Below are 26,373 nucleotides of genomic sequence, written 5' to 3'. Positions count from 1 at the left end.
CACGCTCGCATCCGTGGCCGCTTGGTTAACCTTATCGGAATGAATGGATTTTATGATGCGGCGCAAGGGCCGTTCGGGTCCGAGTGGTCTGTCACCACCCGGCCTGCAGCTGTCCGCGTCTTCGAACCCCCGGATAGAACCAGCTGCCCACGCGATGAACGGTTCCGATGTCACTCCCTCGCCCACAGGGCTCATCGGTCACACCGGCTTCGTCGGCGGTGCGCTGCTGCGGCAGGCGCGCTTCGACGCCTGCTTCAACAGTGCCAACATAGCCGCGATCGACGGTCAGACGTTCGGCACGCTGGTGTGCGCGGCTGCGCCCGGCTCGATGCTCGAGGCGAACCGCGCACCTGAGCGCGACGCGGCGCAGGTCGATGCGCTGATCGCCCGGCTGGAGCGCGTGACGGCGCAGCGCCTCGTGCTGATCTCCTCGATCGCGGTGCTCGCCGATTTCGCCGGCGGCGATGACGAGACGACGCAGGCCTTCCAGCAGGATCTCGCCTATGGCCGCCATCGCCGCGCGCTCGAAGCCTTCGTCGAGAGCCGCTTTCCGGACAGCCTGATCGTGCGCCTGCCTGCCCTGTTCGGGGCGGGCCTGCGCAAGAACTTCCTCTTCGATCTCATGAACCCTGTGCCCTCGATGCTGCCCGAGGCGAAGCTCGCGGCGCTGGCGGACGCGCTCAGGGGCGATCTCGGGGCGTGGCTGCGCAGCCTCTATGCACCCGATCCGGCGACCGGGATGCTGCGACTCGACCGCGCGGCGCTAGGCGCCGACCCGCGCCGGGCCGATCTCGAGGCTGCGCTGGAGGTGATGGGGGCGACGGCGGTGCAGTTCCACCACCCCGGAACGACCTACCAATACTACTCGATTGATCGGCTGTGGCAGGACATCGGCTTCGCGCTCGCGGCTGGCCTCAAGCATCTGCATCTCGCCCCGGAGCCGCTCACCGCAGCCGCCATCCATCAGCGGGTGATGGGCCGCGCCATGCCGCAGACCTCCGCACGGGTTCACAGGGAGGATATGCACACCCGCCATGCGGGCCTGTGGGGCGCCGAGGGGCCCTACCAGTTCGATGCCGCGCGCACGCTCGATCGGCTCGCGGATTTCGTCGCCGTCCAAGGGGGCGCGGCATGAGGCTGGCCGTCTCGAATATCGCATGGCAGCCGGACGAACGGCTGGAGGCCTATGCCATTCTGGCAGAAGCCGGGATCACCGGGCTGGAGATCGCGCCGGGGCTGTTCTTCCACGCTGCCGACGATCCCTTTCGCCCCAGCGAGAGCAGCGCCGGCGCGGCGCTCGGCGAGATCGCCGAAGCGGGGCTCACTCTCGTGTCGATGCAGTCCTTGCTGTTCGGCGCAGCAGGCGCGGAGCTGTTCCAGGGGCCCGAGGCGCGCTCGGTGTTCGAAACCGCAATGCGCCGCGCCATCGCGCTTGCCGGACGGTTCGGCATCCCCAACCTCGTGTTCGGCTCCCCGCTCCAGCGCCGCGTGCCGGAGGGCATGACGATAGAGGCCGCCATGGCCGAGGCAGCCGAGGTGTTTCGCAGGCTCGGCGACGCGGCGGCCCAGGCGGGCACGCGCATCGGGATCGAGCCCGTTCCGGCCGCCTATGGCACCAACTTCCTCAACACGCTCGGCGAAGCGGATGCCTTTGTCCGCAAGGTCGATCATCCCGCAGTGCAGATCCATCTCGATCTCGGCGCGATGCACATGAACCGCGACTTCGACAGCCTGCCGTCTGCGCTCGGCGCGTTGGCGCCTCGGCTCGCCCATGTCCACGTCAGCGAACCCGACCTCGCCCCCGCCCCCGCCGCCGCCGCGCCGCTCGTGCCGGTGCTCCGGGCCTTGCGGGAGGGCGGATACGCAAGGGCCGTGTCGATCGAGATGCGGCGAGACGCAGACGGCCTCGAAGCCCTGCGGACTTCGGTGCGGCGATTGGTCGAGGCGCACGAACAGGCGGAGGCGGGCGATGCGTGAGCCTGAGGCCGAAACATTCCGCAAACCGCGCGAGGACGTGGTCGTTTCGGTGTGCTTCTCGGAGCTTGCCGCCTCGGCCGGCACGTTCGCAGCCTTGCGCGATCTCGCCGGGAAACTCGACACCGCCTATCGCTTTCGCGAGATCATCCTCGTCGTCGACGACAGCCAGCGCGAGGCGTTCCTCCCGCTGGTCCGCGAGATTGCGAACACGCGGCTCTTCGTCGTGCGGCGCGGCACCGAATACTACGACCGCCGAGTGATCGCCGCCGAGGAGGCGATCGGCGATCTGGTGATCCTCGGCAATCTCGACGAGATCGCGGCGCTCGATGTGCTGAGGTTCCTCGATTTTGCCGAGGCGGAGAACGCGGTGACGATGGCGTTCCGCCCTGCGCGTCGTCCAATCAAGCGTATGCTCGCATGGCCCTTCATCGCACTCGGCAAGCTCGCCGGGTTCAACGTCGATCCGGCCGAGTTCCAGTCGATCGCGGTGCCGCGCACGCTGCTCAACCTGATGCTCGCGCATGACGAGCCGCGCCTGGCGCTGCGCTTCCCGCCGCGCGATCCGCGCCTGCCGCGCGAGTGGTTCCGCACCGGGGTAAACGTCCCGAGCCGCACCGCCTTCATGGGTGTGGGGCGCAGGCTCGCCCTTCTCCAGACCCTGCTGGTCTATCTGACGCCGACGATCCTTTCCGTGGTCGCGATCTCCTCGAGCATCCTGGCGCTGGTCGGGCTCGCCTACGCCGCCTGGGTGGTGGGGGCGCTGTTATTGGTCGAGACGCTCGCGCCCGGGTGGCTCACCACCAACGCCATGCTGGCGGTCAGTGCGATCTTCATGGGCTTTTCCACCCTCGGGCTGAGCCTCGGCCTGCAACACTTGCTCAAGCAACAGCGGCGAGCGAAGGGCGGGATCGTGCCCGAGGAGGTCAACCGGATCGACCTGTTCCAGCAGGTCGCCTTCGACCTCAACGTCGTGCTGGAGAGCGACCCCGCCGCCGCCCCGCTGCCACCGCGCGAGGGCTGATGCGCGCAGGGCCCTCCAACCACTACGACTACATCGTGATCGGCGGCGGCTTCTACGGCTGCTGCCTCGCGCTTTATCTGCGCTCGATCTCGGCCCGGGTCTTGCTCGTCGAGGCGGGCGAGCGGCTGATGGACCGCGCCTCGCGGGTCAACCAGGCGCGGGTGCACACCGGCTTTCACTATCCGCGCAGCGCGGCGACGGCGGTGAAGTCGATGCTGCTCCACCGCCGCTTCCTCGCCGATTTTCCCGAGGCGGTGGTGGGCGACTTCCAGATGCTCTACGCCATCGCCCGGCGGCGCTCGAAGGTGACGGCCAAGAAGTTCCACCGCATGTTCCGCGACATGGGCGCGCCCATCGACGCCGCCAGCGCAGGCCACCGGGCGCTGTTCGACCCCGAGCGCATCGAGGAGGTCTTCGCCTGCCACGAGGTCGCCTTCGATCACAAGATCCTCGGACGGCTGGTGAGCGAAAGGCTGGCTGAGGCAGGGATCGAGGTGCGCCTCTCGACCGAAGTCGTCGGCCTTGCCGATCACCGCAGCGGCGTTGTCGCACGTTTGTCGGACGCGAGCGAGATCAGCGCCCGATACGCCTTCAACATCACCTATTCGCAAATCAATGCGGTGCTGGCCAAGGCCAGCCTTCCCCCGGCGCGTCTCAAACACGAGATTGCCGAACTGGCGCTGATCGAACCGCCGCGGGAGCTCGACCGGATCGGGGTGACGGTGATGGACGGGCCGTTCTTCTCCGCCATGCCCTATCCGGCAGAAGGCCTCTATTCACTGACCCACGTGCGCTACACCCCGCACGACAGCTGGGCGGACAATGCCGCTGCGCGCGACCCCTACCGCCATTTCGCCACGCTCGCGCCCGAGAGCCGCTACGCCTTCATGCTGCGCGACGCGCAGTTCTACCTCCCCTGCCTTGCCGGGGCGACCTACCGCCGGTCGATCTACGAGGTGAAGACCGTCCTCATCAAGAACGAGGCCGACGACGGGCGGCCGATCCTCTACCACCGCACCCCGGAGCGCAGCCGGGTAATCTCGGTCCTGGGCGGGAAGATCGACAACATCTACGACCTTTTCGAGGCGGTGAAGGACACGGCGCCCGAATTCGCCGCGCTCGATCCCGTTCATGTCTTCGGTCCTGTCCATGCCTGAAGGGTCCGTTTGGCGAATGCGCGGCACGGGGATGCTGGTCCTGCTCGGCGTGACAGTTCTGCTCGCAGCGCTGCGGGGGGGCGTGCTGCTGCATACGCACAGCCTCAACTCGCTCGACGGCGCATTGCAGACGTGGTTCGCTCTCGATCACTTCGCGCGCGGGGAGCAGCTGGGCACGGCGTTCCAGTCCTATCTCGGGATAACGATGGTGCTGGCGCTGGTCCCCGTCTTCGTGCTCGCCGGCAAGACGCTGTTCGCCTCGACCCTGGCGGCTTACGTCATGGTGCTCGCCGCAGCGGTCGCGACCGCCTGGGCCTGTGTCTGGCTGATCCGCCCGGTGCCACCGCGGGCACGCTGGAAGGCCGCTGTGGTGCTGCTTTTCCTGTTCTATTATGCGGGCGCGCTTTGCGGGCAGGCGATCGGGCTGGCGTGGCCGGCCACGCTTGATCCGGGCGTCTCGCTGCGACCCTTGCGGGGGGCGCTGGCCTTCTTCGTCCTGCCGGTCTTCGTGGTGCTGGTGCGCCGGGTGCGGCTTGAAGGGAAAGCCGTCGCCGGCGGCTTTCCGCTGGGTCTGGTTGCGGGGATCGGCCTGTTGTGGTCGAACGATTCCGGAATTCCGCTGGTGATCGCCACGACCGGTGCGCTTGTTCTGGCGCTTTGGGACCATCCCGCGCGCCTTGCCTGGGCCCTGCCAGCCTTTGCGCTGGGCGTTCTTGCGTCTGCGTCGGCGATCCTGCTGGCGCTGACCCGCGCCGCGCCTTCGCCTTGGCTCGCCTACAATTTCCGCGACGTGGCGGGCGACCAGTTCTGGTTCTTTGCGCCATGGGAGCGATCCACGCGCATTCTCGGCGTGACAGACCTGCCCGCCATCCTGGGCCACGCCGACCCGCTCTCGGCTTTGAGCATGGTCCTGCTTGCAGCCTGCATCGCCTTCGCAGCCGTGCAACGCCTGCGTCGGCGGAACGCCCCGGTGCGCGCGAGCGCCTTCATGCTTGTCGGCGCGAGCGTGCTCGGCACCGCCCTCGTCCCGCAGATCGGCGGGCACGTCGGCGCAGAATACAACGGGATCGTCTTCGTGCTGGGCGTCTGCGCGCCGCTGATCGTCGCCCCGACGGCGCTCTGGCGGCGGGCCCGACCGGTGCTGAGGAGAATCGGTCCGCGCGAAGCCGCTACGCTGACCGGGTTGGCCGCCCTGGCGATGATCGCGACCGAAGCGGCTCGCTTCGCGGCGGCATACTCCGGGAGCGAGCGAACGGTCCATGACGCCGACCTCGGCTTTCGCGTAACGCCTGCCTACGCGCGCGACCTGGCGGCGATGCGCCGGTTGGCGGCAGCATGGGACGCGCAAGGCGTACCGCAAGACCGCCGCCTTCTGTCGGTCTATACCTCCCCCCTCGATATCGCTGCTGGCGCCAGGAGCCCTGCCGATGTCGGCTCGCTCATCCATGCGCTGGGGCCGACGAAGCGCGCGGCCTTCAATGCGCTGGTCGCCGGAAAAGAGGTCGCCGCAGTCACCACGATCGCGCCCGATTACAGCGGGTGGGAGGGCTGGCTGACCCGTGCCAGCTGGCCCTTCTTCCGCGCGCTGCACGAGAATTACACGCCCATCGCGCGCAACGATCAACAGGTGCTCTGGGTCCGCGCCCGAGGCACGCGCACGCCGCCAGCTCCCGCGACCTGCCGCGTCGCGGCGTTAGCTCAGGGCCAGATTGTGCTGGACATTGCCGCCGCCGATGCGGGCCTTGCCACGGTGAGCATCACCCGCCGGCCTCCTTACGCTACCGGCCGCGGCGCGATGCTGACGGTGCTCGAGGACTCGCCCGACACCGAGCCTGCCGAACGCGAGCGCTGGGCCGATTTCCCACACTATGGGATCGCCAATGTGCCTGCGCTGGAACTGATGGCGCCGGTCGCACCCCGCCAGACAACCCGCCTGACGCTGGAGACCCTCGACGGCTCGCCAATCGGCGCCGCCAGCTGCTCCGCCGTGGTCGAATCCGCGATCGACGTGACCGCCCTGCCCCCGCTGCCCGAGGGGATCGACCGCTACCTCGCAGGAGGCGCGATGTGAGCGAGGTGCTGCGCTTCTTCACGGTGACGGTGCTCGGCGTGGTGCTAGACCTTGCCGTCGCTTTCGCGCTCAACCGCTGGGCGGGGATGCCGCTGTGGCTCGCCGCCGTGATCGGCTTCACGCTGGCGGCGAACGTGAACTACGTCATCCACCAGACCTGGAGCTTCCGTGACGGCCCCCGCAACTTGTCGCTGGCGCGGGGCGGCCTTTACGCGCTGGTCGCGCTGGCGACTCTGGCGGTTCGTGTCGCGGTCGTCGCCCAGCTTGAGCGGCTCTCGGAAGGCCGCTGGCCGCTGGCGATCCTCGTCGCCGGCGCGGGCGCATCCTTTTGCATCAACTTCGTGCTTTCCAAGCGGATCGTCTTCGCCGCTGCCGAGCCAGCCTCGTCAGGGGAGAGACAATGACCGTGCAGCCCTCGCCGATCCTCGACGATGCCGCCTGGCAGGTGCCCGCGCATGAGGTCGCGCTCTACGGCCCGCGCCGCAACGCCTACGCGCTCGTGATCCCTGTCATCAACGAGGGCGCGCGCATCCGCGGTCAGCTCGCCCGGATCGCCGACGCTGGGCTTCCGGTCGACGTGGTGATTGCCGACGGCGGGTCGACCGACGGCTCGCTGGACGCTGATTTCGTGGCAGGCGTCGGCGTGCGCGCGGTGCTGACCAAGACCGGCCCCGGCAAGCTCTCCGCGCAGCTTCGGATGGCCTACGCTTGGTGCCTTAGGCAGGGCTATGCCGGGATCGTCACCATCGACGGCAACGGCAAGGACGGGGTCGAGGCGGTGTCCGACATGGTGGCGAAGCTCGAAGAGGGCTGCGACTATGTCCAGGGCTCGCGCTACCTTCCGGGCGGCGCGGCGGAGAACACGCCGCTCGAACGCACCATCGCCAACCGCCTGATCCACGCCCCGGTGCTGAGCATCGCCGGCCGGCACTGGTTCACCGACACCACCAACGGGTTCCGCGCCTATTCCACGCGCTATCTCACCCACCCGGACGTTCAGCCGTTCCGCGATGTCTTCTCCGTCTACAACCTGCTGTTCTACCTCACGGTGCGCGCAGGCCAGCTGGGGATGAAGGTCGCCCACGTCCCCGTCGCGCGGCGCTATCCCGATGACGGGAAGGTGCCGACCAAGATCGGCGGCCTCGCCTCCAAGCTGGCGCTGCTCGGCGAGACCGTGACGGCCGCAACCGGAGGCTATACCCCCGATGCTGCGGCAAGGGGCGGAACATCATGGCTCGGCCCGGTGGCGATCCTGCTGGCGCTGCTCGCGCCCCTACTGTGGAGTGTTGTGGCCGCTCCGCCCTACTCGCCCGATTCTTGGGCGCTGTGGGAATTGGCGCAAAGCGTGTTCGGCGATTTCTATCGCTTCACCCACTGGCGCAGTTATGCGAGCGACCTGCCGTTCTCGACAAGTTTTCCGCCGCTGACCCCGGTGCTCATCGCGATCCTCGACGCGGCGATGGGAACCGGGCCCCGCACCGGGCTCTATCTCGCCTTCGCCTGCTTCGCCGGCTTCGCGCTGACCTCGGAAGCGATCGGGCGACGGGTGACGGGGGCACCCTGGCTGGGTCTCGGGGCGGCGCTGGTGTTGCTGCTCGGCCCCAACCTGCTGTTCATCGAGATGAGCGCAGGCAGAACCATCCCGCTGCAATTGCTCCTTTATGCGCTCGTGCTGCTGGCGCTGGTGCGCGCGGATCCCATGAGCCACGCACGGGCCGCAGGGGTCGGGCTGCTGGTGGGCTTGGCGATGCTCAACCGCTTCGATGCGCTGCTGCTTCCCTTGGCGGTGGCGCTGGCCGTGGGCTGGCTGGCCCGCTCATGGCAGCGCGGGGCACTGGTGCTGATGACCGCCGCGCTCGTTTACGCGCCATGGGCTCTGTGGTCTCTTGCGACCTTCGGCACGCCCTTTGCCAGCGACAATGCAGGAATTGCCGCCGCGCTCGACCCGCGCGCCTTTGCGACGGACTGGTGGCCGACGCCGCAGCCGACCCTGGCCGACGATCCGCTGGCGTGGGCCGCGAAGGTGGCGGCGAATGTCGCAGGGCTTTCGCTCACCGCCCTGAGCCTTGTGGCGAGCATCTTCGGCGTGGCGATCCTCGGATACCTGGCGCCGCCCGCCGCGCTGTCGGTCGCCGCGCGGGACCGGCTGCGGGGCAGCGGGCCGCTAAGGCTGCTGGCCGGAACGGCGGCGCTTGCCGGGCTCATGCTCGCGCCGCAGGTGCTCACCGGCTATCTCGAATACCGCTACTTGGCGGTGCCCGTCTGGGCCGCGATCCTTGCGGCGGGATGCTGGGGCATCGCGCAGGGCCGGACGCTGCACCAGCGCAGGATCTTCGCTAGAGCCGCCTTCTTGGTGGCGCTGCTCGCTGCTGCCGGTTTCGTGGCAAACCAAGGGCGGATCGCCGGGACCGCGACCGAGCGAGCACAGGCGTGGGCGCGCTTCGATGATCCTGCCGATGTGCGGGCGCTCGGAACCTGCGTCGCGAACACGGCGGAGCCGCGCATCCTGGTGGTGGGTGACAATCTGCTTGCCGCGCGGGCGGGCGGCCTTGGCGGGCTGCCCACGATGATGGAACCGCGCAACATGGCTGAGGGGCGGCTCGGCTCCGAAGGCAGCCGCCGCTTCGTTGAGACCTGGCGCGCAACGCATATCCTGGCCGCCGACCCGGCGCGTGCGGGATGGATCGAGGCGACCTTCCCTGTGACCCCGGCCGCAGGCTGCCCCTTGCGGCTCTACCGCGTGGATGCGCTAGCGCTCTAGCGCTCGCGCGGCGGCGTGAAGAGCGCCGGATCGAGCGGCGTGCCGACCCGCGTTTCGCGCCAAAACACGGTATTGGCCATGATCCCGTCGTAGAGCAGCGTCACCCGCCGCGCCTGCACCCAGCCGCTCTCCAGACGGACGAAATCGCCATAAAGCCGCTCGTGGAAGCCGCGCGGCGTGTCGAAGGCCATGTAGGTGACGAAGCCGCTCTCCGCGTCGAAACCGAACAGCGTCTGCTGCCCCTTGGGATCGACGATCCTGACGATGCGGGCGAACCGCCCGCCGATATCGCGCGGCGGGGCATTGTGCAGCGCGAAGCCGTCCTCGAGCGCGGAGCGGATGATGCCGAAGCCGAAGTTGCTGGCCCAGTAGGCGTCGGCCTCGGGCTTGGGCATGATCCCGCGTTCGGTCCAGGTTGTCGCGCCGTCATAGCCGACCTCGAAGATCACCTTCCCGCCCGACTTGGCGACGATGCGGACCTTGCCCGAGGCCTCGTGCGAGGCGGTTCGGCCCTCCTCGAAGGTGCGCCACATCCGGTAGTCATCGGCCGTGCTGCGCACAGCGCCCGTGGCGGGATCGTAGAAGGTCGCGGTGCCGGAGAGTTCGAGCGTGCCGGGATCGAGCCACACGGCCCCGCCATGCGCGGCGACCGCGCGTTCGACCACGGCGCGCGGCTCGGGCTGCTCCGGCGGTGCGGCCCCGGCGAACGTGGCGGCGGCAAGGCCGATCAGCGCCGCAAGCGCCCGTGTGACGATCCTCGGCATGGCCTCTCCTTCCCCATTTGTCCGGACATCTTTTCAACCACGCCCCATTGTTCTAGACAAGCGGCATGAGGTCCCTGCGCACCTTCCTTGCCGCCGCCCTCGCCGCCGGCACCCTGCCGCTCGCCGCGCAGGACCGCCTGCCCGCAGGCATCTGGACCAACACCGAAGACGCCTATTTCGCCGAGGAGGAGGGTCGCACGCGGCCCGATCCGGTGCTGATCGAGGTCGCGGCCGACGGGCGCTGGCGGACGATCGACGCCTTCGGGGCGCCGCAGGGCGACTGGCGCAAGGACGCGGTTCCGGGGCTCGCCCGCCGCGAAGGCGGCTCGGGCTGGCAAGTCGGCGGCAGCGAGATCCGCCGGGCGCGGCCCTTCACCTGCTGGGTCTCGGTCCGCAAGTTCGCCGCCAAGCCCGACGGCTCGCCCGACTGGACTTATGCGGGAAACCTCGCGAGCTTCGACCAGGGCGGGCGGGTGCTTGTCCCCGGCAAGGGCGTGGCGCCCGACGTGTCGATCCGGCTGCGCAATGTCACCTGGGCAAAGGGCAGCCGCAACAAGCCCTCGCTGGTGCTCTACGTCCACAAGGACGACCCCGAGCGCGCCGAGAGCTACAGCTGGTCCTCTCCCGATGCGAGCCTGGTAGGGATCAACCTGCGCTGGATGCAGGGGAGCTGCACGCGCACTGGCGACTAGCCGGCAGGGCGCTTCCACGCCGCGCCGCCGACCCATTCGCCGGCGACCGCGCGGAACTCGTCGCAGGTGATGCTTTCCCACACCCCGGCGGAGACATAGGGATCGGCCGCGAAGCGCGCCTTCGCCTCGGCGGCATCTTCGGCCCTGATCACGAGCAGCGAGCCCACCGTCGCGTCGCCCTCCTTGAGCGGCCCGGCGACGGCGTAGTGGTCCATGTGCGCTTCGATGTGCGCAAGGTGCGCAGCCAGGGCCTCGGCACGCAGCGCGGCGCTTCCCGCATGGTCGCGGCAGTGGAAGGCGAAGAGCCTCACCCTCCAACCTCGATGCACTCGACGAGCTCGCCCCCGGACCCGATCGCGGTGGCGGCGCGGCGGCCCTCGTAGAGCGCACCCTCGCGCGCGGCGGGCGGCGCAATCCAGTCGGCGCGGCAGGCATCGAGGTCGCGCACGGCAAGGCTCACCAAAGCGTTGCCCGGCGGCAGCATTCCCGGATGGCGCGGGCGCGGCGTGGCGGTGGCGGGATAGTCGTCGACCTCGACGATCGGCATCCGCCCGTGGGTCACCATCGTGATGGTGGTCTGCGTCTCGGGAGGCTGGCCGAAGGCGTTGTTGATCATCGAATAGGGGAAGGTGTAGTCGACCCCGCGCGCGAGGCCGAGCCGCTCGGCATACCAGGCGACGCTCGCCTCGCGATCGGGGGTGGCGAGCACGACGATGAAGATGCGGTCGACGGGCGCGTGGGCGCGGGGCAGGTCGGTGTCGGGCATGTCGTCGAGCACTTGGTTCAGGTAGACCATCTCCCGCCCCGGCCCCAGCGCCTGCATCGGGATGAAGGCGGGTTTCATGTTGGCGATTGTCTTGGGCGGGCCGACGATGGTGAAAAGGTCCTCCGGCAGGGCTTCGGGCCAATGCCAGACGTCCTCCACCGTGGTCTCGAAGGCCGCCCAGCCATAGGTGGTGGTGGGCCGGAAGTCCGGGTGCGCGGGCTGCTCAACAAGCCGGAACCAGCACGGCGCGCCGCTCGCCGGGCGCAGCACCGCGTAGGGGGCATCGGCGTTGGCGGGACAGCCCCAGCTTGCGGCGAGCGCGGGATCGAGGCGGCCCTGCTCGATCAGGTCGAGCCTCAGCACGTCACGGTAGGCAGCGAGGCCCTGTGCGACATCAGGTACGGTCGAAAGCCCGCCCATGATGGTGCCGTGGGGGATCGTCATTGTCCGAACTCCGGCTTGCGCCTTTCCACGAAGGCGCTGGTGCCCTCGAGGAAGTCCGGTCCCTCGAAGGCGGCGGCGAAGGTGGCAAGGGTCTCGGCATCGTCCGCCGCCTGACCGTCGAGCACGCGGCGCACGAAGGACTTGAGGTGCCGGACCGAATGCGGGCTGGCGGCGACGAGATCGGCGACGAGCGCCTCGGGACTGTCGTCGACCTGCTCGACAAGCCCGATCCGTAGCGCCTCGGCCGCATCGATAAGCGCGCCGGTATAGAGCATCCGCTTCGCCTGCCCCGGCCCCACGAGGTCGACCAGCAGCTTCACGTCATGCAGCGGATAGACGAGGCCGAGCTTGGCGGGCGTGATGCCGAACCGCGCCGCCGGGGTCGCCACGCGCAGGTCGCAGGCCATCGCGATGCCGCAGCCCCCACCCACGCAGTCGCCCTCGACGAAGGCAAGGGTCGGGATCGCGGCGCGCGCAAGTTCGGACTGGGCGCGGTTGATCGCCGCTTGGTTCGCCGCGCGCCACGCCGGGTCGTCCTTGTTGGCGAGCAGTTCGCGGATGTCGGCCCCGGCGCAGAACGCCCCGCCCGCCTGCGACGCGCGGACCACCAGCACCCGCGCCGCCGGGGCCGCGACCGCCTCGGCGACGAGCGTCGGGAGCGCCTCCCACATTGCCATGTCGAAGGCGTTGCGCTTGTCCGCCCGGTCGATCAGCAGGGTGGCGACCGGGCCCTCGATGGCGAGTCGCAGGCTCATGCCGGGTGGCTCGCCATGAAGTGATCGGCGATCGCCTTGCGTGTCGTCACCCACACGCCCTCGTGGGCGCGGACGTGGCGGAAGAACTCCTCGAGCGCCCAGATCCGGCCCGGCCGGCCGATGATCCTGAGGTGCAGGCCGAGGCTCATCATCTTGGCGAAGCCCTCCTCGCCCTCGCGGTAGAGCTGGTCGAAGTTCGCCTTGGCGTAGTCGAGCCACTGGTGCGGGGTGAGCGCGGGATCGGTCCACATCTTCATGTCGTTGCTGTCGAGCTGATAGGGGACGATACACATCGGTTTGCCCGGCACGGTGTCGCGGTCCCAGAAGGGCACGTCGCCGCTGTAATCGTCCATGTGATAGGTGAAGCCCTCCTCGGAGAGCAGACGGCGGGTGTTGTCGGTGAGGAGGTAGCGCGAAAGCCAGCCGTAAGGGCGCACGCCGCAGGTCGCCTCGATACTGGTAACGGCCTTGTGAATGAAGTCGCGCTCCTCGTCCTCGTCCATCTTGAACTGGTGGACCCAGCGCCAGCCGTGGCTGACAGGCTCGTGGCCGAGCTCGCGGATCGCCGCGGCGATCTCGGGGTGGTTCTCGAGGGACATGGCCGCGACCGTCCAGCTCGCCATGATGTCATAGCGCTTGAGCAGCTTCACGATCCGCGGTGCGCCCGCCTTGATGCCGTAGAGGTAGTTGGATTCGTTGGAATAGTTGCGCATCTTCGACTTCACGAAGACGCCCAGCTCGTCGACCGGCTCCATGCCGCGGTCGCCGCGGGCGATGGTCATCTCGCTGCCTTCCTCGACATTGACGACGACGCTGAGCGCCAGCTTCGCCCCGCCGGGCCAGTCCATTCTTTCTTCCGTCAGCACGCAAACTTCTCCGTTCGGTTCGAGCGAAGTCGAGAACCGTTCGCGCCTGTGTGTCTCGACTTCGCTCGGCGCAAACGGTGAGGGTGAGGCGGGGCTAGTGCATCTCCTCCCCGCCGCTGACGTTGAGCGCCTCGCCGGTGACATAGAAGGCCGCATCGCTCGCAAGCCAGAGGCAGGCGGCGGCGGTGTCGGAGGGGAGGCCCGGGCGGCCCATCGGGTTCTTGGCGGCCATGTTGGCGAGATAGTCCTCGACGCTCGCAAAACCGAGCAGCTTGCTGAAATATTCGTTCTGCTGCGCGCCGAGCCCGGTGGTCACGTGGTTGGGGCACACCGCGTTCACGGTGATGCCGTGCTTGCCGAGTTCAACCGCGCTCGCCCGCGTCAGCCCGACCATGCCATGCTTGGACGAGACATAGGCAGGCAGGTGCGGAAAGCCGGTCTTGGCGGCCTGCGAGGCGATGTTGATGATCCGCCCGCCCTTTGCGGCCGCCACCATCGCCCGCGCTGCAGCCTGGGTGCAGTAGAACGCGCCCGACAGGTTGACGGCGATCACTTGGTCCCACTCGTCGGCCGTGTCGACGTCGAGCAGCGGCTTCATCTTGAAGCCGATCCCGGCATTGTTGACGAGGATGTCGATCCCGCCGAAGCGCTCCACCGCGCCTGCCACCAGCGCGCAGCAATCCTCGGCTTTGGAGACGTCGCAGGCGATCGCCGCGACCTCGGCTCCGCGCTCGCGCAGGTCCTCGGCGACGGTCAGCGCCTCCTCGTCGATCACCAGGTCGGAGACGACGCAGTTCGCGCCCGCGTCGGCGAAAGCCTGGAGGATGCCCTGCCCCAGCCCCTTGTGCTTGCCCGAGCCGGTGACGACGATGGTCTTGCCCGCGAACGCCCCGGCCATAGTCACAGATCCTCGGTGAGGATAAACTGCGGCGCGTCGGCAAAGCCCTGGAAGGGCGCGGCGGCGGCCTGGAAGTCGGCGGTCGAGATGTCGGCGACGAATTCGTCCATGCCGGTGATGTCGATCACCTCGATATACTGGTAGACGGGCGTCGCCGCCTCGTCCCCGAACACGCCGGTCGCCCTGTGGACGGTGAAGTTGATGACCGATCCGAGCGCGTTCACCGTGGGCAGGTCGCGGGTCCTCGCCCATTCCTCGTATTCGGCGACGTCGACGCCGGGCTTCAGGTTGAACAGGCAGATGATGCGCATGGCTCAAACTCCTTGGCTAGGCGGGCGATAGGCCCGCAAGGTATCGTCGAGATGGCGGGTGAGCGCGAATAGCCCGGTCTCCGCCCCCGCCGGGGCGACGATCTGCACGCCAATCGGCAGGCCGTCGGCAGTCCAACCGGCGGGGAACGACAGGGCCGGGAGCCCCGCGATGTTGGCGAGGCAGGTGAAATCGGCCTGCGCGGCAGGTTCGGGCTCGCTGTGCGGGAACGGCGGGTTGGGCACGGTGGGGAGGATCAGGAAGCCGTGCTCCTCGACCACCGACCGCACCTCGTCGCGGGTCCGGGCGAGGACGTCGCGGTCCTCGGCCCAGTCGGCAAGGCTGCGGCGCGGGCCATAGGCGAGGAGTTTCGCGAGCCGCTCCGAGGTGGCGATGCCCGAAAGGTGCGCGGCCATCTCGCGCGCGACGCCGATGAAACCGGCGAACCGGATGCGCGATTGCGGGTGGCTGAGCGCGACCTTCACCGGCGCTTCGCCGAGCGCGGCGAGCGCGGCGTCGAAGGCTGACGCGACCTCGGGATGCACCGCGACCCCGTGCTCGACCAGCGTCGCCCCCGGGTCTTCGAGCGGATCGTCGCCGAAGCCCGAGATCACCCGCGCCACCCGCTCCAGCGTATCCAGGTCGCGCGCCAGCGGACCGATCGCGTCGAGCGTGAGGTCGGCGGGCTCCAGCCCCTCCTGGCTGACGCTCGCGGTCGCGGGCTTGAAGCCGTAGACCCCGCAATGTGCGGCCGGAATGCGGATCGAGCCCATCGTGTCGGTGCCGAGCGCTGCATCGACGAGCCCCGCTGCCACCGCCGCCCCGCTCCCGCCCGACGATCCGCCGGGGGAGAACCCGATCCGGTGGGGGTTGTGGACGGGGCCGAAATGCGGGTTGTCGGTCTTTGCGCCGAGCGCGGCCTCCTCCATGTTAAGCACGCCGACAATCGCCGCCCCCGCCTGACGCAGCAGCGCGACGGTGTCGGCATCGCGCTCGGCGAGCCGCGTCTCGAAAGCGGCAAGCCCCGCGTGCCACGGCATCCCTGCCACTGCGATGTTGGCCTTGACGCCTATGGCGAGCCCCGCCAGCGGCCCCTCGCCGAACGCCGCCGTCGGGTCGAAATCGCTAAAGGCGTTGAGCGGGGCGTTGGCCGCTTCGAGGGCGTCGAAATCGATCATGCCGGCGCCCTACAACCCGCGCTTGTCGATGAGGCGCAGCGGCTTCTGTCGGGTATCGATCTCGGTCGCGGCCGCCGTATCGCCGGGGCCGACCAGCGCGACCTCGACTTCCACGCCGAGACCGCGCCGCAGCAGGTCGGCGAGCGCGGCAGAATCGGTGCCTCCGCGGCTCTCGAGCGTCACGGTCATGTGGTCCTTCTGCGCTTCGTCGCGGCGCAGGTGACAGACATATTCGCCGGTAAGGTCGGGCCGGTTCTCGATGATCGCCCCGATCGCGTGGGGGAAGACGTTGATGCCGCGCAACTTCACCATGTTGTCGCTGCGGCCCTTGAACCCGGCGATGCGCTTGAAGACGATCTCGCCGCGCCCGTCGAGTTCGTGGGTGATGTCATGGGTGTTGAAGCGGATGCAGGGCGCGATGTCGTCCTTGTAGAGGCAGGTGACGACCATGTCGCCGGTCTCGCCCTTCGCAACCGGCGCGCCGGTCTCGATGTCGAGCAGTTCGAGATATTGCGCGTCCTCCCAGACATACATCCCGTCGCGCTCCGGCCCCTCGCCCGCGATGCTCCCTGTGTCGCCGACGCCGTACCAGTCATAGGCCTTGGCCCCGTGCCAGGCGGCCTCTGTCGAAGCGCGGTCCTCGGTGCCGAGGTGGCCGATGATCATGCGGATGGCGATCTTGTCGAACAGCCCCTCGGCCTCGGCGGTCTCGGCGAGCTTGCGAATATAGTCGACGAAGCCGACGATCGCGGTGACGCCGAAATCGGCCATCAGCCGCACCTGGTTGACGGAGCGGGTCTCGATGCCGGTGCCGGCGGAGAGGAACACCGAATTGGTGAAGTGCGTCACCGCCTCGCGGATGTAGTGCCCGCCGTTGATCATGCCGTGCCCGTAGACCGAATGGACGACGTCGGTCGGCTCCAGCCCCATCCAGCGGTACATCCGCCCGACGAGGAGGTTGCCGACCTCCCTCCCCTTGGGCCCGAAGATGAGCGTCTGCGGCTTGCCGGTGGTGCCGGAGGTGGTGTGGAAGATGGTCGGCGCGCGGATCGCCGCCTCGCCCATGCCGTGGAAGTCGCCGTAGGGCGGGTGGTCGGCGATCGAGGCCATAAGTTCCGACTTGTCGTAGACCGGGAGCTTGCCGATGTCCGCAAGGCCGCGGATATCCCCCGGCTCGATGCCTCGCGCGCCCCACAGCCGCCGGTAGAAGGGCACCTGCCAGCCCCGCGCCATGAGCTTCCTGAACTGCGCATCCTGGAGCGCGAAGAGCTCGTCGCGGCTCATGGCGCGATAGCGTGCGGTGAAGGCCTCGCCGATCGGATAGTCGGCGAGGATCTGCCTGTGGTCGAGCGCTTCGAAATAGGTCGGGTAGGTCATGGCGTTCCGGTAAAGTAGGCGAGAGGATCGGTGAAAATGCGCGGGTCGGCGTCCGCCAGCGCGAGGTCGCGGGCGAGGGCGAGCTTGGCGGCGGCCTGCTCCGGCGTGAGCGGGCTTGCCGGGCTGCCGAGCGTGTGGGGAATCTCCATGTCGAGATGCCCATCGGGGACATGCACCACCATGCGCTGCGGGCTCAGGGCGTTGGGATCGGGATTGTCGTCGACCCGGATCGCGATGCGGCCCGCGAGGTCGGCGATGGCGGGATCGGCGAAGGTTTCGGGCGAGAAGCGGCGCGGGTCGATCGTCCCGTCGGTCAGCGCGAGCGCCGCCAGCAGCGGCCCGCACAGGCGCGCATAGGCGGGGGTCATGTCCGCATGGTAGGCCCGCCCGATCAGGCGGTGGACCAGCGGGGGCACATACATCTCGAGCGCCTCGACATCGTCGGTCGTGAGTCCGCCCTCGAGGATCGCGCCGATCATCGCGTGGCTCGCGCGGCCCGAGGGGAACGGCTTCACGCTCACCTCGGCGATCCGCCAGACCTTGCCGAGATGCGTCGTGTAGCGGGTGAGGTCGCCGCTATCGAACAGGCGAAAATAGCCGAATTGGCCTTCCAGCGGCTCCCTGGGACCGGGGAAGCCCGCGCGGGCGAGGTCGCTGGCGGTTACCGCCGCGCGGGCGGCGTTGGCGATCTGGAAGGGCAGCGTCGCGAGCCCCTCGACATGGGCCTGCATTGTCCCCGCCGCGCTCGAGAATGCGAGGCCGAGCGCGTCGTCCAAGGGCGCACCGTCGATCCTCGCGACAGCGAGCGCTGCGCCGATCACCCCGGCGGTGGCGGGGCGGAAGAAGGTCAGCGGGCTATCGGCGGCAAGCCCCAGGCCCGCGGCGATATCGACCCCGACGGCGAGCGCGACCAGCGCCTCCTCGGCATCGCACCCGCCGCGCCGGTCGATTGCCGCGCCGAGCGCCGCCACCACGGTGCTGAGTGCATGAACCACCGCCGGCTCGTGCACCGCGTCCCATTCGAGGCAGTGGATGCGATAGCCGTTGACGAAGGCTGCCGCCGGAGCTGGAAGGCGTTCGGAGGTGCCGAGAAGCCGCGCCTCCTCGCCCCGCCCCATCGCGCGCGCTGCGGCGAGGATTGCGTCCGCGCCGGGCGCACCCGCCCCTGCCGCGCCGACCGCGAGCGTGTCGCCGAGCAGCCGCAGCGCATCGGCGCGCACGGCTTGCGGCAGGACGTGATCGCCGCCCGCGAAGGCGAGGAGGCAGGCGGTCGCGCTCACCGGATCCATTCCTCGAGCATGGCGTCGATGGCGGCTGCATCCTCGCCCTCGAGCGCGAGGCGCACCGCACGCTCCGCCGCGCTCGCGGGCAATCCGCCCCAGCGCGCGAGGCTGTGCATCTTGGCGACGATGTGCTCCTCGGACACCGGGCGCTCGGGATCGCCGAGGGTGTCGACCAGTTCGAGCCCGTTGACGCGCGCGCCGAAGTGCGCGGGATAGCGCGCGGTGATGGCCGGGTCCTCCGCCACCGTCACCTGCGCGCGCAGCGGCGCGAGCGCGGCGATTGCCTCGGTGGTGAAGTCCTCGGGCTCAGCCTTGCGGCCGTCCGCCACCACGGCGAGCGCGTGCTGGAGCGAGAACTTGGCGTCGAGCTCGGTGATCGGAGCGGGCCGGTCGCAGAAGGTCAGAGCGTCGGCATAGGTTTCGACATGGAAGGGTGCCGCGAGCCGCCCGGCCTTGCGCAGTTCCATCGCGGCGTCGATCGCGGGGTGAGCATGGCGGCAGGCGGCGAAGGGCTTGAAGCTGACCGCGTGGATCAGCCAGCCCTCCTCGCTTCCGCCAAGCGTGCCGGGTCGCTCCGTCATCGACGCGAACAGCCCCTGCGGCCCCTCGAGCAGCGTAAGCGGCCCGGTCGCCCCGTAGTGAACGTGGAGCGCGGCGTCGCGCCCGGTACGCACCGCATGATAAATGTGCCACTGCTTGGTGAGGACGCCCGGGGCATGGCGCATATGCCACAGCCCCCCCGCCACCGACCCGGCATTGGCGAGCGCGTGGGCATACTCGACGCCCGCGAAGCCGATCAGCGAACCAAAGGCAGCCGCCGCGCCGAGACCGCCCATCGTCGCGGTCGGGTGCCAGCGGGCATAGTGATGCGCATCGAAGGCCGCGCCCACGGCGATCATCGCCTCGTAGCCGCGCACCGCCGCATCGAGCCGCGCGTCCATTCCTGCGCTCGCCATGCTGAGCGCCGCGGGCCACACCACCGGGCCGGGGTGGAGCAGCGCGGTGCGATGCACGTCATCCATCTCCAGCACGTTGCCGCAATAGGTTGCCCGCTCCCACCCGTTGAAGGCGATCGAGGCGCCGAGCAGCGCCGCCTCGGTGCCGCGGGCGCCGGCGACACAGGCGAGCCAATCGAGCAGGTGCAGCCGCGCACGCTGGCGCTCGCTTTTGGCGACGGGGCGCGCTAACCTTGCGCCAAGTCCGGTCAGAAGCGGCTCGGTCACCACGCCCGGGCCGTCCGACCGCCAGCATATTGGAGCCCATCTTGGCAACGCAGGCCAAAGAGCCGAAGGCGAAACGCACCCCGCGCTATCTGCAATTGGCGGGCGAATTGCGCGAAGCGATCCTGCAAGGAGAATTCGCCGGCGGGCGGCAATTCCCGACCGAGACCGTGCTTTGCGGCCGCTACGATGTCAGTCGCTACACAGTGCGCGAGGCGCTGCGACGGCTCGAAGCCGAGGGCCTGATCCAGCGGCGGCGCGGATCGGGCACCACGGTGCAGCCGGCTGCGGCGCGCGGCGGGGCGCTGCACCAGCCGCTCTCCAACGTGGGTGAGCTGCTGCAATATGCGCAAGGCAGCCAGGTGGTCTACGAAAGGGATGGCGAGGGCCAATTGCCCGAAGCCGTGGCGGAGCAGATTGCCGAGCCGACCGGGGGCGTTTGGACCTCGTTTCGCGGGGTGCGCCGCCATGGCGAGCACGACCCGCCGATCGCCGCCACCGTCGCCTATTTCCACGAGATGCTGGGGGAAGCGGTGCGCGAGCTCGATCTTGGCGCGGGCACGCTGTTCAGCCAGATCGAGCGCCTCGCCGGGGTGCAAATCGGCAAGATCACGCAGGACATCCAGGCCATCGCCGCCGATGACGCGATTGCCGCCGCGCTGGAGGTCGAGGAAGGCAGCCCGGTGCTGCGCATCCTGCGCTGCTATTCCGACCCGCGCGGACGAATATTCGAGATTTCGGTCAGCCACCACCCGGGCGACCGTTTCGCCTACGCCATGCACATCGACGTCGAGGCCTGACCCGCCCCTCACGCGCGATCCTCGCCGAGCCCCGGGACCTTGGCCGGCGCCCATTGCTCACCCGCGAAGCGGATCGCGGGGGCAATGTGCCCCTCCCTCACGAGTCCGCGTTCGGCGATGTGCGGCTCGTCCAGCGTCTCGCGGAAATCGAGCACCGGAGCGAAGGCCACATCCTTGTCCGCAAACCACTCCACCCATTCGGCGCGGGTGCGGGTGCGGAATGTGTCGCGCAGGAAGGCGATGAGTTCGTCCTGCTCGCCCGCCGGCGCCTCGGCCAGCGGCAGGAGATCGGGCCGCCCGAGCGCCCCGAGCAAATTGCGCGCGAACTTGATCTCGCGCCCGCCGAGGACCACGTGGCGACCGTCGGCGGTTCCGTAGACCTGGTAGAAGGCCGCACCGCCGAGCGAGCGCTGGCGCGCCGATCGCGGCGCCTCGCCCCCGACGATGGCGCTGCCTGCGGTGTGGACGCACCACGGCAGCAGGCTGTCGAACATCGCGCAGTCGATATAGGCGCCCTCGCCCGTCCGCTCGCGCCCGATCAGCGCCATGAGCACGGCCGAGAGCGCGGTGAGCCCGGCCGCGAGGTCGGCGCTGGGAGCGCCCGGGACCACGGGGGTGCCATCGGGTCCGTCATTGACCGAGAGGAACCCGGCGAGCGCCTGCACCGCCATGTCGTGCGCCGGATGGTGGGCGAGCGCGCCGTGCTGGCCGAAGGCGGAGATCGAGCAATAGACGATGCGCGGGTTGATCGCTCGCGCCGCCGCATAGTCGAAGCCGAGCCGGGCCATGACGCCGGGGCGGAAGCCCTCGACCAGCACGTCCGCGCCCGCGATCAGCTCCGCGAGCTTCGCCTTGCCCTCGGCACTTTTCAGATCGAGCACGACGCTGCGCTTGCCGCGGTTGAGGTTTGCGAACCACACCGAATTCTCCGCCCCGCCATAATCCGCAAAGGGCGCCTGCTCGCGCGCTGGATCGCCCGCGGCCGGCTCGACCTTCACGACCTCGGCGCCTTGGTCGGCCATCATCACGGTCATCATCGGACCGGGCAGGAACTGGGTGAGGTCCACCACCCTGATGCCGTCAAGCTTGCCCATCGTGCCTCCTACGGGCCGGATCAGATCACGCCGGCGGTGCGCAATCGCGCGATCTCGCCCGGCTCATAGCCCAGATCGGCGAGGATGCTGTCGCTGTCGGCCCCGAGCAAGGGCGCGGCCCGATTGGGCGGGCGGCGGCCGTCGAACTTCAGCGGGCTTGCGAGCACCTTGAGCGCGGGATTGTCGGGATGTGCGACCTCGTCCTTGAGGCCGATCGCGTCGAGCCACGGATTGTCCATTGCGGCGCCCAGCGTGTAGACCGGCGCGACCGGGACGAAGCCGGCGAGCAGCGCCTGCCAGTGCGCCATCGGCTCGCGCGAGAATTCGGCGTCGAGCACGGCGGTGAGCTCTTCCCGGTGGGCGAGACGGTCGGCGTTGGTGGCGAAGCGCGGATCGTCCTTGAGGTCGGCCCGGCCCATGCGGTCGACGAGGATGTCCCAGAACTTGGGGAGCTGGCACATCACGAACATCCACCCGTCCGCGGCGCGGAACATCTGGCTCGGCGTCGCGGTGGGGTGGGCGCTGCGCGGCGTGCGCTGCGTTTCGTCGGCGTGGTTCATGTACCACAGCGCCGGATAGCTCGTCTGGTGCACCGCCGCCGAGAGTAGGTCAGTGTCGACATCGCGCCCCTTGCCACTGCGCTGCGCGTCGACGAGCGCGCCCAGAAGGCCGATGCAGAAGATCGTGCCGGTGATGAAGTCGACCATCGAGAGGCCCATGCGCTGCGGCTCGCCCCCGGGCTCGCCGGTGAGCTGGCAGTAGCCCGCCTCGGCCTGCATCAGGTAGTCGTAGCCCGGCCACTTGGCCCGCGCATTGTCGCGCCCGTAGGCGGAGAGGTGCGCGCAGACGATCGCCGGGTTGAGCGGCCCGAGCGCCGCGTAGTCGAGGCCGAGCCGCGCCGGCAGGTCGCCGCGCAGGTTGTTCGCGACCGCATGGCAGGTCGGCACCAGCCGGTGCAGCACCTCCTGCCCTTCGGCGGAATTGAGATCGAGCGTCAGCGAGCGCTTGTTGAGGTTGAAAGCCTGGAAATAGGTGCTCTCGCCCGGCCGCAGGAAGTGCGGGCCGACCGCGCGCGCGGTGTCCCCGCCGCCGCGTCGTCGCCCGTCGGGCCCGGGCGTGCCCGGCGGCTCGATCTTGATGACCTCCGCGCCCATCTGCGCGAGGAACATCGTGCCGTAAGGGCCGGCCCCGTACTGCTCGGCGCTGATGATCCGGAAGCCGGCGAGCGGGAGATTCATGCGAAGGGCCCGGCCGCTCAGATGCGATTTTCGGCGAGGTGCTGCTTGGCGATGATCATGCGCTGCATTTCGTTGGTCCCCTCCCCGATGCACATAAGCAGGCTGTCGCGGTAGTAGCGCTCGATGTCGTATTCCTTGGAATAGGAATAGCCCCCGTAGATCCGCATCGCCTCCTGGCTGTTCTCGACCGCGGCCTCCGAGGCGAAGTACTTCGCCATTCCCGCCTCCTTGTCGCAGCGCTCGCCCCGGTCGTAGGCCTCCGAGGCATCGAGCGTCAGCAGCCGGGCGGCGCGCGCGCGGGTCACCATCTCGCCGAGCTTCAGCTGGATCGCCTGATGCTGGGCGATGGGCTTGCCCATGGTCTCGCGCTGCTGGGCATATTCGGTGGCGAGGCGAAGGCTTCCCTCGGCAAGGCCCACCCCGCGCGCGGCGACGTTGATGCGCCCTAATTCGAGGCCGCCGGTCGCCTGGAAGAAGCCCTGCCCTTCGACCCCGCCGATCAGCTGGTCGGCGGGGACGCGGTAGTCCTCCATGACGAGTTCGGCAGAATCGATCGCTTTGTAGCCGAGCTTGTCGAACTTCTTGCCGGTGGTCAGCCCCTCGCGCTTGTCGGCGATGAACAGGCTCATGCCCTTGTAGCGCGGCTCGGCGGCCGGGTCGGTCTTGGCCAGCAGCGCGAAGCACTGGCCGTTGAGGGCGTTCGAAATCCAGGTCTTGGTGCCGTTGAGCACGTAGTCGCCGTTCGCATCCTTGCGCGCCACGGTGCGGATCGCCTGGAGGTCGGTCCCGGCATTGGGCTCGGTCAGCGCGAGCCCGCCGCGGATCTCCCCGGTCGCGAACTTGGGCAGCCACTTCGCCTTCTGCTGGGGCGTGCCGAAACGCTCGACCGCGGCGGCCATGATGAGGTGCGAGTTGAAAATGCCGGTGATCGCCATCCAGTAGCTGGAGATGCGCATCACGATCTTTGCATAGGTCGTCGCAGGCAAGCCGAGACCGCCGTATTCCTGCCCGATGGTCGCGCCGAACAGGCCCATCTCGGCCATCTGCTCGACCAGCTTCTCGGGCCAGATATCGTTGTGGTCATGATGCTGGATCACCGGGATGACCTCGCGTTCGAGCCAGCGGTCGATCGCGTCCATGAAGGCGCGCTCCTCGTCCGGGTCGATGCTGCGAAGTTGGGTTTCGATTTTCGGGGCGGTGGCCATGTCGGGTTCCTGATGGTGCGGATGCTGAACGGTCGGGGCGCGTGCGGGTCAGTCGTCGAGATTGCCGTAGCCGCGCTTCCAGACGAGGACGGTGCGCTTGTAGTGGCTGACGATCTCGCCATGCTGGTTCCTGGCGATGGTCTTGAAGGTGACGATCCCCTGGCCTTCGCGGCTCTGGCTCTCGCGCTTCTCGAGGATCTCGCTTTCGCAATAGAGCGTGTCGCCGACGAACAGCGGCTTCACCATGCGCACCTCGTCCCAGCCCAGGTTGGCGATCGCCTTCCCGCTGGTGTCGGACACGCTCATCCCGGTCATCAAGGCAATGGTGAAGGGCGAGACCACGAGCGGCTTGCCGAATTCGGTGTTCTTCGAGAGCTCGTAATCGAAATGCGCCGGGTGGGTGTTCATCGTCAGCAGCGTGAACCACACGTTGTCCGCATCGGTGATCGTGCGTCCGGGACGGTGTTCATAGACGTGGCCGACCACGAAGTCCTCGAAATAGCGTCCCTGCGTCTCGCGGAAGCGGCCGGGGGCGACTTCGATACAGGCGTCACGCATGGGTCAACTCCTCATGGCGCGCGATCAGCGCGCGGTAGTGCTTGATGATCGGTGCCTCGAGCATCCGACCTTTGTGACGGATCGCCCGCTCGCCGCCCGCCGCGTAGGCCGCGAGCGCATCGCGGGCTTCGGCGACTTCCGCGGCGGATGGCGCGAAGGCGGCGCGGATCGCGGGCACCTGACGGGGGTGGATCGCGGCCTTGGCGGCAAAGCCGATGGCCCGGGCGCGGGCGGCCTCCTCGGCAAGCCCCGCTTCGTCGTCGAGCGTGATGAAGGGCACGTCGATCGCGGGCTTTCTCGCCTCAACGCAGGCAAGGACCAGCTGTTGTCGCGCAGCGAGCAGCGGCTCCCAGGCGAGGGCTACGCCGAGTTCGCCCGAGAAGTCCCCGCCGCCGAACATCACCGCCGTCACCCTCGGATGGTTGGCGATGGCAAGGGCAAGGCGCAATCCGCGCGGTGTCTCGATCAGCGGCACGAGATCGGGGCAGCGTTCGCCGAGCGCCCCGGCGATCACCGCCAGTTCGGCCGCGCTCTCGACCATCGGCACGAGCAGCGTCTCGGGCAGCAGCGGACTATCGACCAGCGCCGCAAGGTCTCGGATGCCGGCGGCGGTGGCAATCCCGTTGATGCGGATCGCCCAGCCTTCGCCGTCCGCTGCGATCTGGCTGAGCGCCGCCGCGCGGGCTCCCGCCTTGTCGGCGAATGCCACCGCGTCCTCAAGGTCGATCACCGTCAGGTCCGCCCCGCTGGCCTTCGCCTTGGCAAAGCGTTCGGCCTTCGATCCAGGCACGAAAAGCAGGCTGCAGGCGGAGAACATGAGGGCGACTTTGGGCCTTTTCGCAACGGGGTGGAACCGCGAAATTGAGGCCTTCACAATTTGTCCGGACAAATCTAAAGTCAAGCCCGATTTTCCGTGTCGTGACGCGGAAAGGCGCGCTGGCGCAAGGCCACACCAAAGGGAGGGAATACGAATGAAGACGATCCGTTCGCTGCTCATGTCTACCAGCATGATGGCCGCCGCCGTCGCCGCGTCGCCGGGAACTGCGCAAATGCTCGATCCGAACAAGCCCGAAGAGGCACTCGAGATCTCCAAGCGCCTGCAATGCGGCGTTTCGGAAGACAAGCCGGCCGTGTATCACTGGTCGGGCAACATCTACGGCCGCAGCCCCGGCCAGCCCGACAAGCTGCTGTTCAAGGGCGAAGGCATGAACATCCGCCGCTGCGTCGAGGTCAGTGATCCCAAGCAGGGCAAGGGCTGGCGGATGGTCAGCCGCGAGGTGATGCTGATGCTCGATCCGGTTACGGGCGAGGTGCTGCGCGAATGGACCAACCCCTATACCGGGCAGAAGGTCAGCGTGATGCACATCCACAACGACCCGGTGAACGGCCGCCCGAACTACGCGACGAGCGCAGACGGCAAGCCGCTCCGGCTCACCAGCCTGCGCGAGGAAGGGCCATTCGTCTTCATGCCCTTCGAAGCGCCGCTGTTCTACACCAACCCGCTTCAGGGCGATTACCAGAAATACGTCGGCGGCAGCTATCACGCGATGGAGATTTTCGATTTCGTCGCGCTCAAGAGCGAATTGTTCGGCCGCAAGTCACCGACCGCCTATCCAGCGGTAAGCTGGGTGCGGGTGTCGCAATGGGCTCCGTGGATGGAGATGGCCGATCGGCCCGGCCAGATGGTCTTCAACGCCATGGGCCGCAAGCTGCCCGGCGGCTTCGAGGAACTGCCCGAGGTGCTCAAGAAGGAGATCCGGGCCAACTATCCGATCTACGAGGACGCGCCGCCCCGGGACGACAACCGCCCCAACGAGACCACCTGGAGCAAGTTCAAGCTGCTGATGGAGCAGAAGAAGACGAAGTGAGGTAAGGGCCCGCCGCCGCGGAGGTCCGGGGCGGCGGGTCAAGCAGAAGGGGGGGGGGGGGGGGGGGGGGG

At 68.8% G+C, this 26,373-nt stretch carries 26 protein-coding genes; 10 read left to right on the top strand and 16 right to left on the bottom strand.

The window, feature by feature from the left end:
* Window positions 1-154: 154 nt before the first annotated feature.
* From OPU67_RS11670 to OPU67_RS11640, 7 genes are read left to right on the top strand one after another with little or no spacing between them, the layout of a single operon-like run.
* Window positions 155-1,135, top strand: coding sequence for a hypothetical protein (locus tag OPU67_RS11670; protein ID WP_267619713.1), 981 nt, complete (start codon window positions 155-157; stop codon window positions 1,133-1,135).
* Window positions 1,132-1,977 (top strand): sugar phosphate isomerase/epimerase family protein, encoded by an 846-nt coding sequence (locus OPU67_RS11665; RefSeq protein ID WP_267619712.1) that lies wholly within the window; start codon window positions 1,132-1,134, stop codon window positions 1,975-1,977. The genes OPU67_RS11670 and OPU67_RS11665 overlap by 4 nt, the downstream gene beginning before the upstream one ends.
* The gene (locus OPU67_RS11660) at window positions 1,970-2,998 is read left to right on the top strand and encodes a hypothetical protein (protein WP_267619711.1); all 1,029 of its coding nucleotides are present in this window, start codon (window positions 1,970-1,972) and stop codon (window positions 2,996-2,998) included. The genes OPU67_RS11665 and OPU67_RS11660 overlap by 8 nt, the downstream gene beginning before the upstream one ends.
* Window positions 2,998-4,155, top strand: a complete 1,158-nt coding sequence (locus tag OPU67_RS11655; RefSeq protein WP_267619710.1) for an FAD-dependent oxidoreductase — start codon at window positions 2,998-3,000, stop codon at window positions 4,153-4,155. Before OPU67_RS11660 ends, OPU67_RS11655 begins: the two co-directional genes overlap by 1 nt.
* Window positions 4,148-6,226 carry a hypothetical protein gene (locus OPU67_RS11650; RefSeq protein ID WP_267619709.1) on the top strand — a complete coding sequence of 693 codons (2,079 nt, stop codon included), beginning with the start codon at window positions 4,148-4,150 and terminating at the stop codon, window positions 6,224-6,226. The genes OPU67_RS11655 and OPU67_RS11650 overlap by 8 nt, the downstream gene beginning before the upstream one ends.
* Window positions 6,223-6,630 carry a GtrA family protein gene (locus OPU67_RS11645; RefSeq protein ID WP_267619708.1) on the top strand — a complete coding sequence of 136 codons (408 nt, stop codon included), beginning with the start codon at window positions 6,223-6,225 and terminating at the stop codon, window positions 6,628-6,630. The genes OPU67_RS11650 and OPU67_RS11645 overlap by 4 nt, the downstream gene beginning before the upstream one ends.
* Window positions 6,627-8,987: a glycosyltransferase family 2 protein gene (locus OPU67_RS11640; RefSeq protein WP_267619707.1), complete on the top strand. Its 2,361-nt coding sequence runs from the start codon at window positions 6,627-6,629 to the stop codon at window positions 8,985-8,987. The genes OPU67_RS11645 and OPU67_RS11640 overlap by 4 nt, the downstream gene beginning before the upstream one ends.
* Here OPU67_RS11640 and OPU67_RS11635 read toward each other — a convergent pair.
* On the bottom strand, window positions 8,984-9,751 hold the full coding sequence (locus OPU67_RS11635) for a hypothetical protein (RefSeq protein ID WP_267619706.1): 768 nt from the start codon (window positions 9,749-9,751) through the stop codon (window positions 8,984-8,986). The genes OPU67_RS11640 and OPU67_RS11635 overlap by 4 nt on opposite strands.
* Before the next feature lie 65 nt (window positions 9,752-9,816).
* On the opposite strand from OPU67_RS11635, the gene OPU67_RS11630 reads away from it, so the two are divergent.
* The gene (locus OPU67_RS11630) at window positions 9,817-10,443 is read left to right on the top strand and encodes a hypothetical protein (protein WP_267619705.1); all 627 of its coding nucleotides are present in this window, start codon (window positions 9,817-9,819) and stop codon (window positions 10,441-10,443) included.
* On the opposite strand, the gene OPU67_RS11625 is transcribed toward OPU67_RS11630, so the two are convergent.
* The 10 genes from OPU67_RS11625 to OPU67_RS11580 all read right to left on the bottom strand — a co-directional run bounded on the left by OPU67_RS11625 (window position 10,440) and on the right by OPU67_RS11580 (window position 19,542).
* Complete coding sequence (locus OPU67_RS11625; protein WP_267619704.1) at window positions 10,440-10,754, bottom strand: YciI family protein; 315 nt, start codon at window positions 10,752-10,754, stop codon at window positions 10,440-10,442. The genes OPU67_RS11630 and OPU67_RS11625 overlap by 4 nt on opposite strands.
* Window positions 10,751-11,653 (bottom strand): VOC family protein, encoded by a 903-nt coding sequence (locus tag OPU67_RS11620; RefSeq protein ID WP_267619703.1) that lies wholly within the window; start codon window positions 11,651-11,653, stop codon window positions 10,751-10,753. Before OPU67_RS11620 ends, OPU67_RS11625 begins: the two co-directional genes overlap by 4 nt.
* On the bottom strand, window positions 11,650-12,408 hold the full coding sequence (locus tag OPU67_RS11615) for an enoyl-CoA hydratase/isomerase family protein (protein ID WP_267619702.1): 759 nt from the start codon (window positions 12,406-12,408) through the stop codon (window positions 11,650-11,652). The genes OPU67_RS11620 and OPU67_RS11615 overlap by 4 nt, the downstream gene beginning before the upstream one ends.
* Window positions 12,405-13,256 carry a polysaccharide deacetylase family protein gene (locus OPU67_RS11610; RefSeq protein ID WP_267619701.1) on the bottom strand — a complete coding sequence of 284 codons (852 nt, stop codon included), beginning with the start codon at window positions 13,254-13,256 and terminating at the stop codon, window positions 12,405-12,407. Before OPU67_RS11610 ends, OPU67_RS11615 begins: the two co-directional genes overlap by 4 nt.
* 112 nt (window positions 13,257-13,368) lie before the next feature.
* On the bottom strand, window positions 13,369-14,172 hold the full coding sequence (locus OPU67_RS11605; protein ID WP_267619700.1) for an SDR family NAD(P)-dependent oxidoreductase: 804 nt from the start codon (window positions 14,170-14,172) through the stop codon (window positions 13,369-13,371).
* 2 nt (window positions 14,173-14,174) lie between these two features.
* Window positions 14,175-14,483 carry an REDY-like protein HapK gene (locus OPU67_RS11600; RefSeq protein WP_267619699.1) on the bottom strand — a complete coding sequence of 103 codons (309 nt, stop codon included), beginning with the start codon at window positions 14,481-14,483 and terminating at the stop codon, window positions 14,175-14,177.
* A gap of 3 nt (window positions 14,484-14,486) precedes the next feature.
* Window positions 14,487-15,659 carry an amidase gene (locus OPU67_RS11595; protein ID WP_267619698.1) on the bottom strand — a complete coding sequence of 391 codons (1,173 nt, stop codon included), beginning with the start codon at window positions 15,657-15,659 and terminating at the stop codon, window positions 14,487-14,489.
* 9 nt (window positions 15,660-15,668) lie between these two features.
* Window positions 15,669-17,036 carry a phenylacetate--CoA ligase family protein gene (locus OPU67_RS11590; RefSeq protein WP_267619697.1) on the bottom strand — a complete coding sequence of 456 codons (1,368 nt, stop codon included), beginning with the start codon at window positions 17,034-17,036 and terminating at the stop codon, window positions 15,669-15,671.
* Entirely contained in the window at window positions 17,033-18,316 is a 1,284-nt protein-coding gene (locus tag OPU67_RS11585; protein WP_267619696.1) for an MmgE/PrpD family protein, read from the bottom strand. Before OPU67_RS11585 ends, OPU67_RS11590 begins: the two co-directional genes overlap by 4 nt.
* Window positions 18,313-19,542 (bottom strand): MmgE/PrpD family protein, encoded by a 1,230-nt coding sequence (locus OPU67_RS11580; RefSeq protein ID WP_267619695.1) that lies wholly within the window; start codon window positions 19,540-19,542, stop codon window positions 18,313-18,315. Before OPU67_RS11580 ends, OPU67_RS11585 begins: the two co-directional genes overlap by 4 nt.
* Before the next feature lie 41 nt (window positions 19,543-19,583).
* Here OPU67_RS11580 and OPU67_RS11575 point away from each other — a divergent pair, with 41 nt between their 5' ends.
* Complete coding sequence (locus tag OPU67_RS11575) at window positions 19,584-20,339, top strand: GntR family transcriptional regulator (protein WP_267619694.1); 756 nt, start codon at window positions 19,584-19,586, stop codon at window positions 20,337-20,339.
* 8 nt (window positions 20,340-20,347) lie between these two features.
* Here the strand turns inward: OPU67_RS11575 and OPU67_RS11570 are convergent, their stop codons facing one another.
* The 5 genes from OPU67_RS11570 to OPU67_RS11550 are packed head-to-tail and all read right to left on the bottom strand — an operon-like array spanning window position 20,348 to window position 25,224.
* Window positions 20,348-21,433: a CaiB/BaiF CoA transferase family protein gene (locus OPU67_RS11570; RefSeq protein WP_267619693.1), complete on the bottom strand. Its 1,086-nt coding sequence runs from the start codon at window positions 21,431-21,433 to the stop codon at window positions 20,348-20,350.
* Between the two features lie 20 nt (window positions 21,434-21,453).
* Window positions 21,454-22,671 carry a CaiB/BaiF CoA transferase family protein gene (locus OPU67_RS11565; RefSeq protein WP_267619692.1) on the bottom strand — a complete coding sequence of 406 codons (1,218 nt, stop codon included), beginning with the start codon at window positions 22,669-22,671 and terminating at the stop codon, window positions 21,454-21,456.
* 17 nt (window positions 22,672-22,688) lie between these two features.
* On the bottom strand, window positions 22,689-23,876 hold the full coding sequence (locus OPU67_RS11560; protein ID WP_267619691.1) for an acyl-CoA dehydrogenase family protein: 1,188 nt from the start codon (window positions 23,874-23,876) through the stop codon (window positions 22,689-22,691).
* A 48-nt stretch (window positions 23,877-23,924) separates the two neighbouring features.
* Entirely contained in the window at window positions 23,925-24,434 is a 510-nt protein-coding gene (locus OPU67_RS11555) for a MaoC family dehydratase (protein WP_267619690.1), read from the bottom strand.
* Window positions 24,427-25,224 carry an HpcH/HpaI aldolase/citrate lyase family protein gene (locus tag OPU67_RS11550; protein WP_267619689.1) on the bottom strand — a complete coding sequence of 266 codons (798 nt, stop codon included), beginning with the start codon at window positions 25,222-25,224 and terminating at the stop codon, window positions 24,427-24,429. Before OPU67_RS11550 ends, OPU67_RS11555 begins: the two co-directional genes overlap by 8 nt.
* Window positions 25,225-25,405: 181 nt before the next feature.
* Between OPU67_RS11550 and OPU67_RS11545 the strand changes: the two genes are divergently transcribed.
* Complete coding sequence (locus OPU67_RS11545) at window positions 25,406-26,302, top strand: DUF1838 family protein (protein WP_267619688.1); 897 nt, start codon at window positions 25,406-25,408, stop codon at window positions 26,300-26,302.
* Window positions 26,303-26,373 lie beyond the last annotated feature (71 nt).

Source organism: Erythrobacter sp. WG (genome assembly GCF_026586795.1).
Lineage (GTDB): Bacteria > Pseudomonadota > Alphaproteobacteria > Sphingomonadales > Sphingomonadaceae > Erythrobacter.
Note: the sequence above shows the minus strand (reverse complement) of the source record. Positions and strands in the feature narration are given on the sequence as shown.

Excerpts from the sequence above, each read along its gene's own strand:
- OPU67_RS11620 (WP_267619703.1), bottom strand. The coding sequence starts at position 11,653 with ATGACGATCCCCCACGGCACCATCATGGGCGGGCTTTCGACCGTACCT.
- OPU67_RS11595 (WP_267619698.1), bottom strand. The coding sequence starts at position 15,659 with ATGATCGATTTCGACGCCCTCGAAGCGGCCAACGCCCCGCTCAACGCC.
- OPU67_RS11600 (WP_267619699.1), bottom strand. The coding sequence starts at position 14,483 with ATGCGCATCATCTGCCTGTTCAACCTGAAGCCCGGCGTCGACGTCGCC.
- OPU67_RS11650 (WP_267619709.1), top strand. The coding sequence starts at position 4,148 with ATGCCTGAAGGGTCCGTTTGGCGAATGCGCGGCACGGGGATGCTGGTC.
- OPU67_RS11640 (WP_267619707.1), top strand. The coding sequence starts at position 6,627 with ATGACCGTGCAGCCCTCGCCGATCCTCGACGATGCCGCCTGGCAGGTG.
- OPU67_RS11610 (WP_267619701.1), bottom strand. The coding sequence starts at position 13,256 with ATGGACTGGCCCGGCGGGGCGAAGCTGGCGCTCAGCGTCGTCGTCAAT.
- OPU67_RS11570 (WP_267619693.1), bottom strand. The coding sequence starts at position 21,433 with ATGGGCAAGCTTGACGGCATCAGGGTGGTGGACCTCACCCAGTTCCTG.
- OPU67_RS11670 (WP_267619713.1), top strand. The coding sequence starts at position 155 with ATGAACGGTTCCGATGTCACTCCCTCGCCCACAGGGCTCATCGGTCAC.
- OPU67_RS11655 (WP_267619710.1), top strand. The coding sequence starts at position 2,998 with ATGCGCGCAGGGCCCTCCAACCACTACGACTACATCGTGATCGGCGGC.
- OPU67_RS11545 (WP_267619688.1), top strand. The coding sequence starts at position 25,406 with ATGAAGACGATCCGTTCGCTGCTCATGTCTACCAGCATGATGGCCGCC.
- OPU67_RS11665 (WP_267619712.1), top strand. The coding sequence starts at position 1,132 with ATGAGGCTGGCCGTCTCGAATATCGCATGGCAGCCGGACGAACGGCTG.
- OPU67_RS11590 (WP_267619697.1), bottom strand. The coding sequence starts at position 17,036 with ATGACCTACCCGACCTATTTCGAAGCGCTCGACCACAGGCAGATCCTC.
- OPU67_RS11555 (WP_267619690.1), bottom strand. The coding sequence starts at position 24,434 with ATGCGTGACGCCTGTATCGAAGTCGCCCCCGGCCGCTTCCGCGAGACG.
- OPU67_RS11660 (WP_267619711.1), top strand. The coding sequence starts at position 1,970 with ATGCGTGAGCCTGAGGCCGAAACATTCCGCAAACCGCGCGAGGACGTG.
- OPU67_RS11605 (WP_267619700.1), bottom strand. The coding sequence starts at position 14,172 with ATGGCCGGGGCGTTCGCGGGCAAGACCATCGTCGTCACCGGCTCGGGC.
- OPU67_RS11565 (WP_267619692.1), bottom strand. The coding sequence starts at position 22,671 with ATGAATCTCCCGCTCGCCGGCTTCCGGATCATCAGCGCCGAGCAGTAC.
- OPU67_RS11630 (WP_267619705.1), top strand. The coding sequence starts at position 9,817 with ATGAGGTCCCTGCGCACCTTCCTTGCCGCCGCCCTCGCCGCCGGCACC.
- OPU67_RS11615 (WP_267619702.1), bottom strand. The coding sequence starts at position 12,408 with ATGAGCCTGCGACTCGCCATCGAGGGCCCGGTCGCCACCCTGCTGATC.
- OPU67_RS11560 (WP_267619691.1), bottom strand. The coding sequence starts at position 23,876 with ATGGCCACCGCCCCGAAAATCGAAACCCAACTTCGCAGCATCGACCCG.
- OPU67_RS11635 (WP_267619706.1), bottom strand. The coding sequence starts at position 9,751 with ATGCCGAGGATCGTCACACGGGCGCTTGCGGCGCTGATCGGCCTTGCC.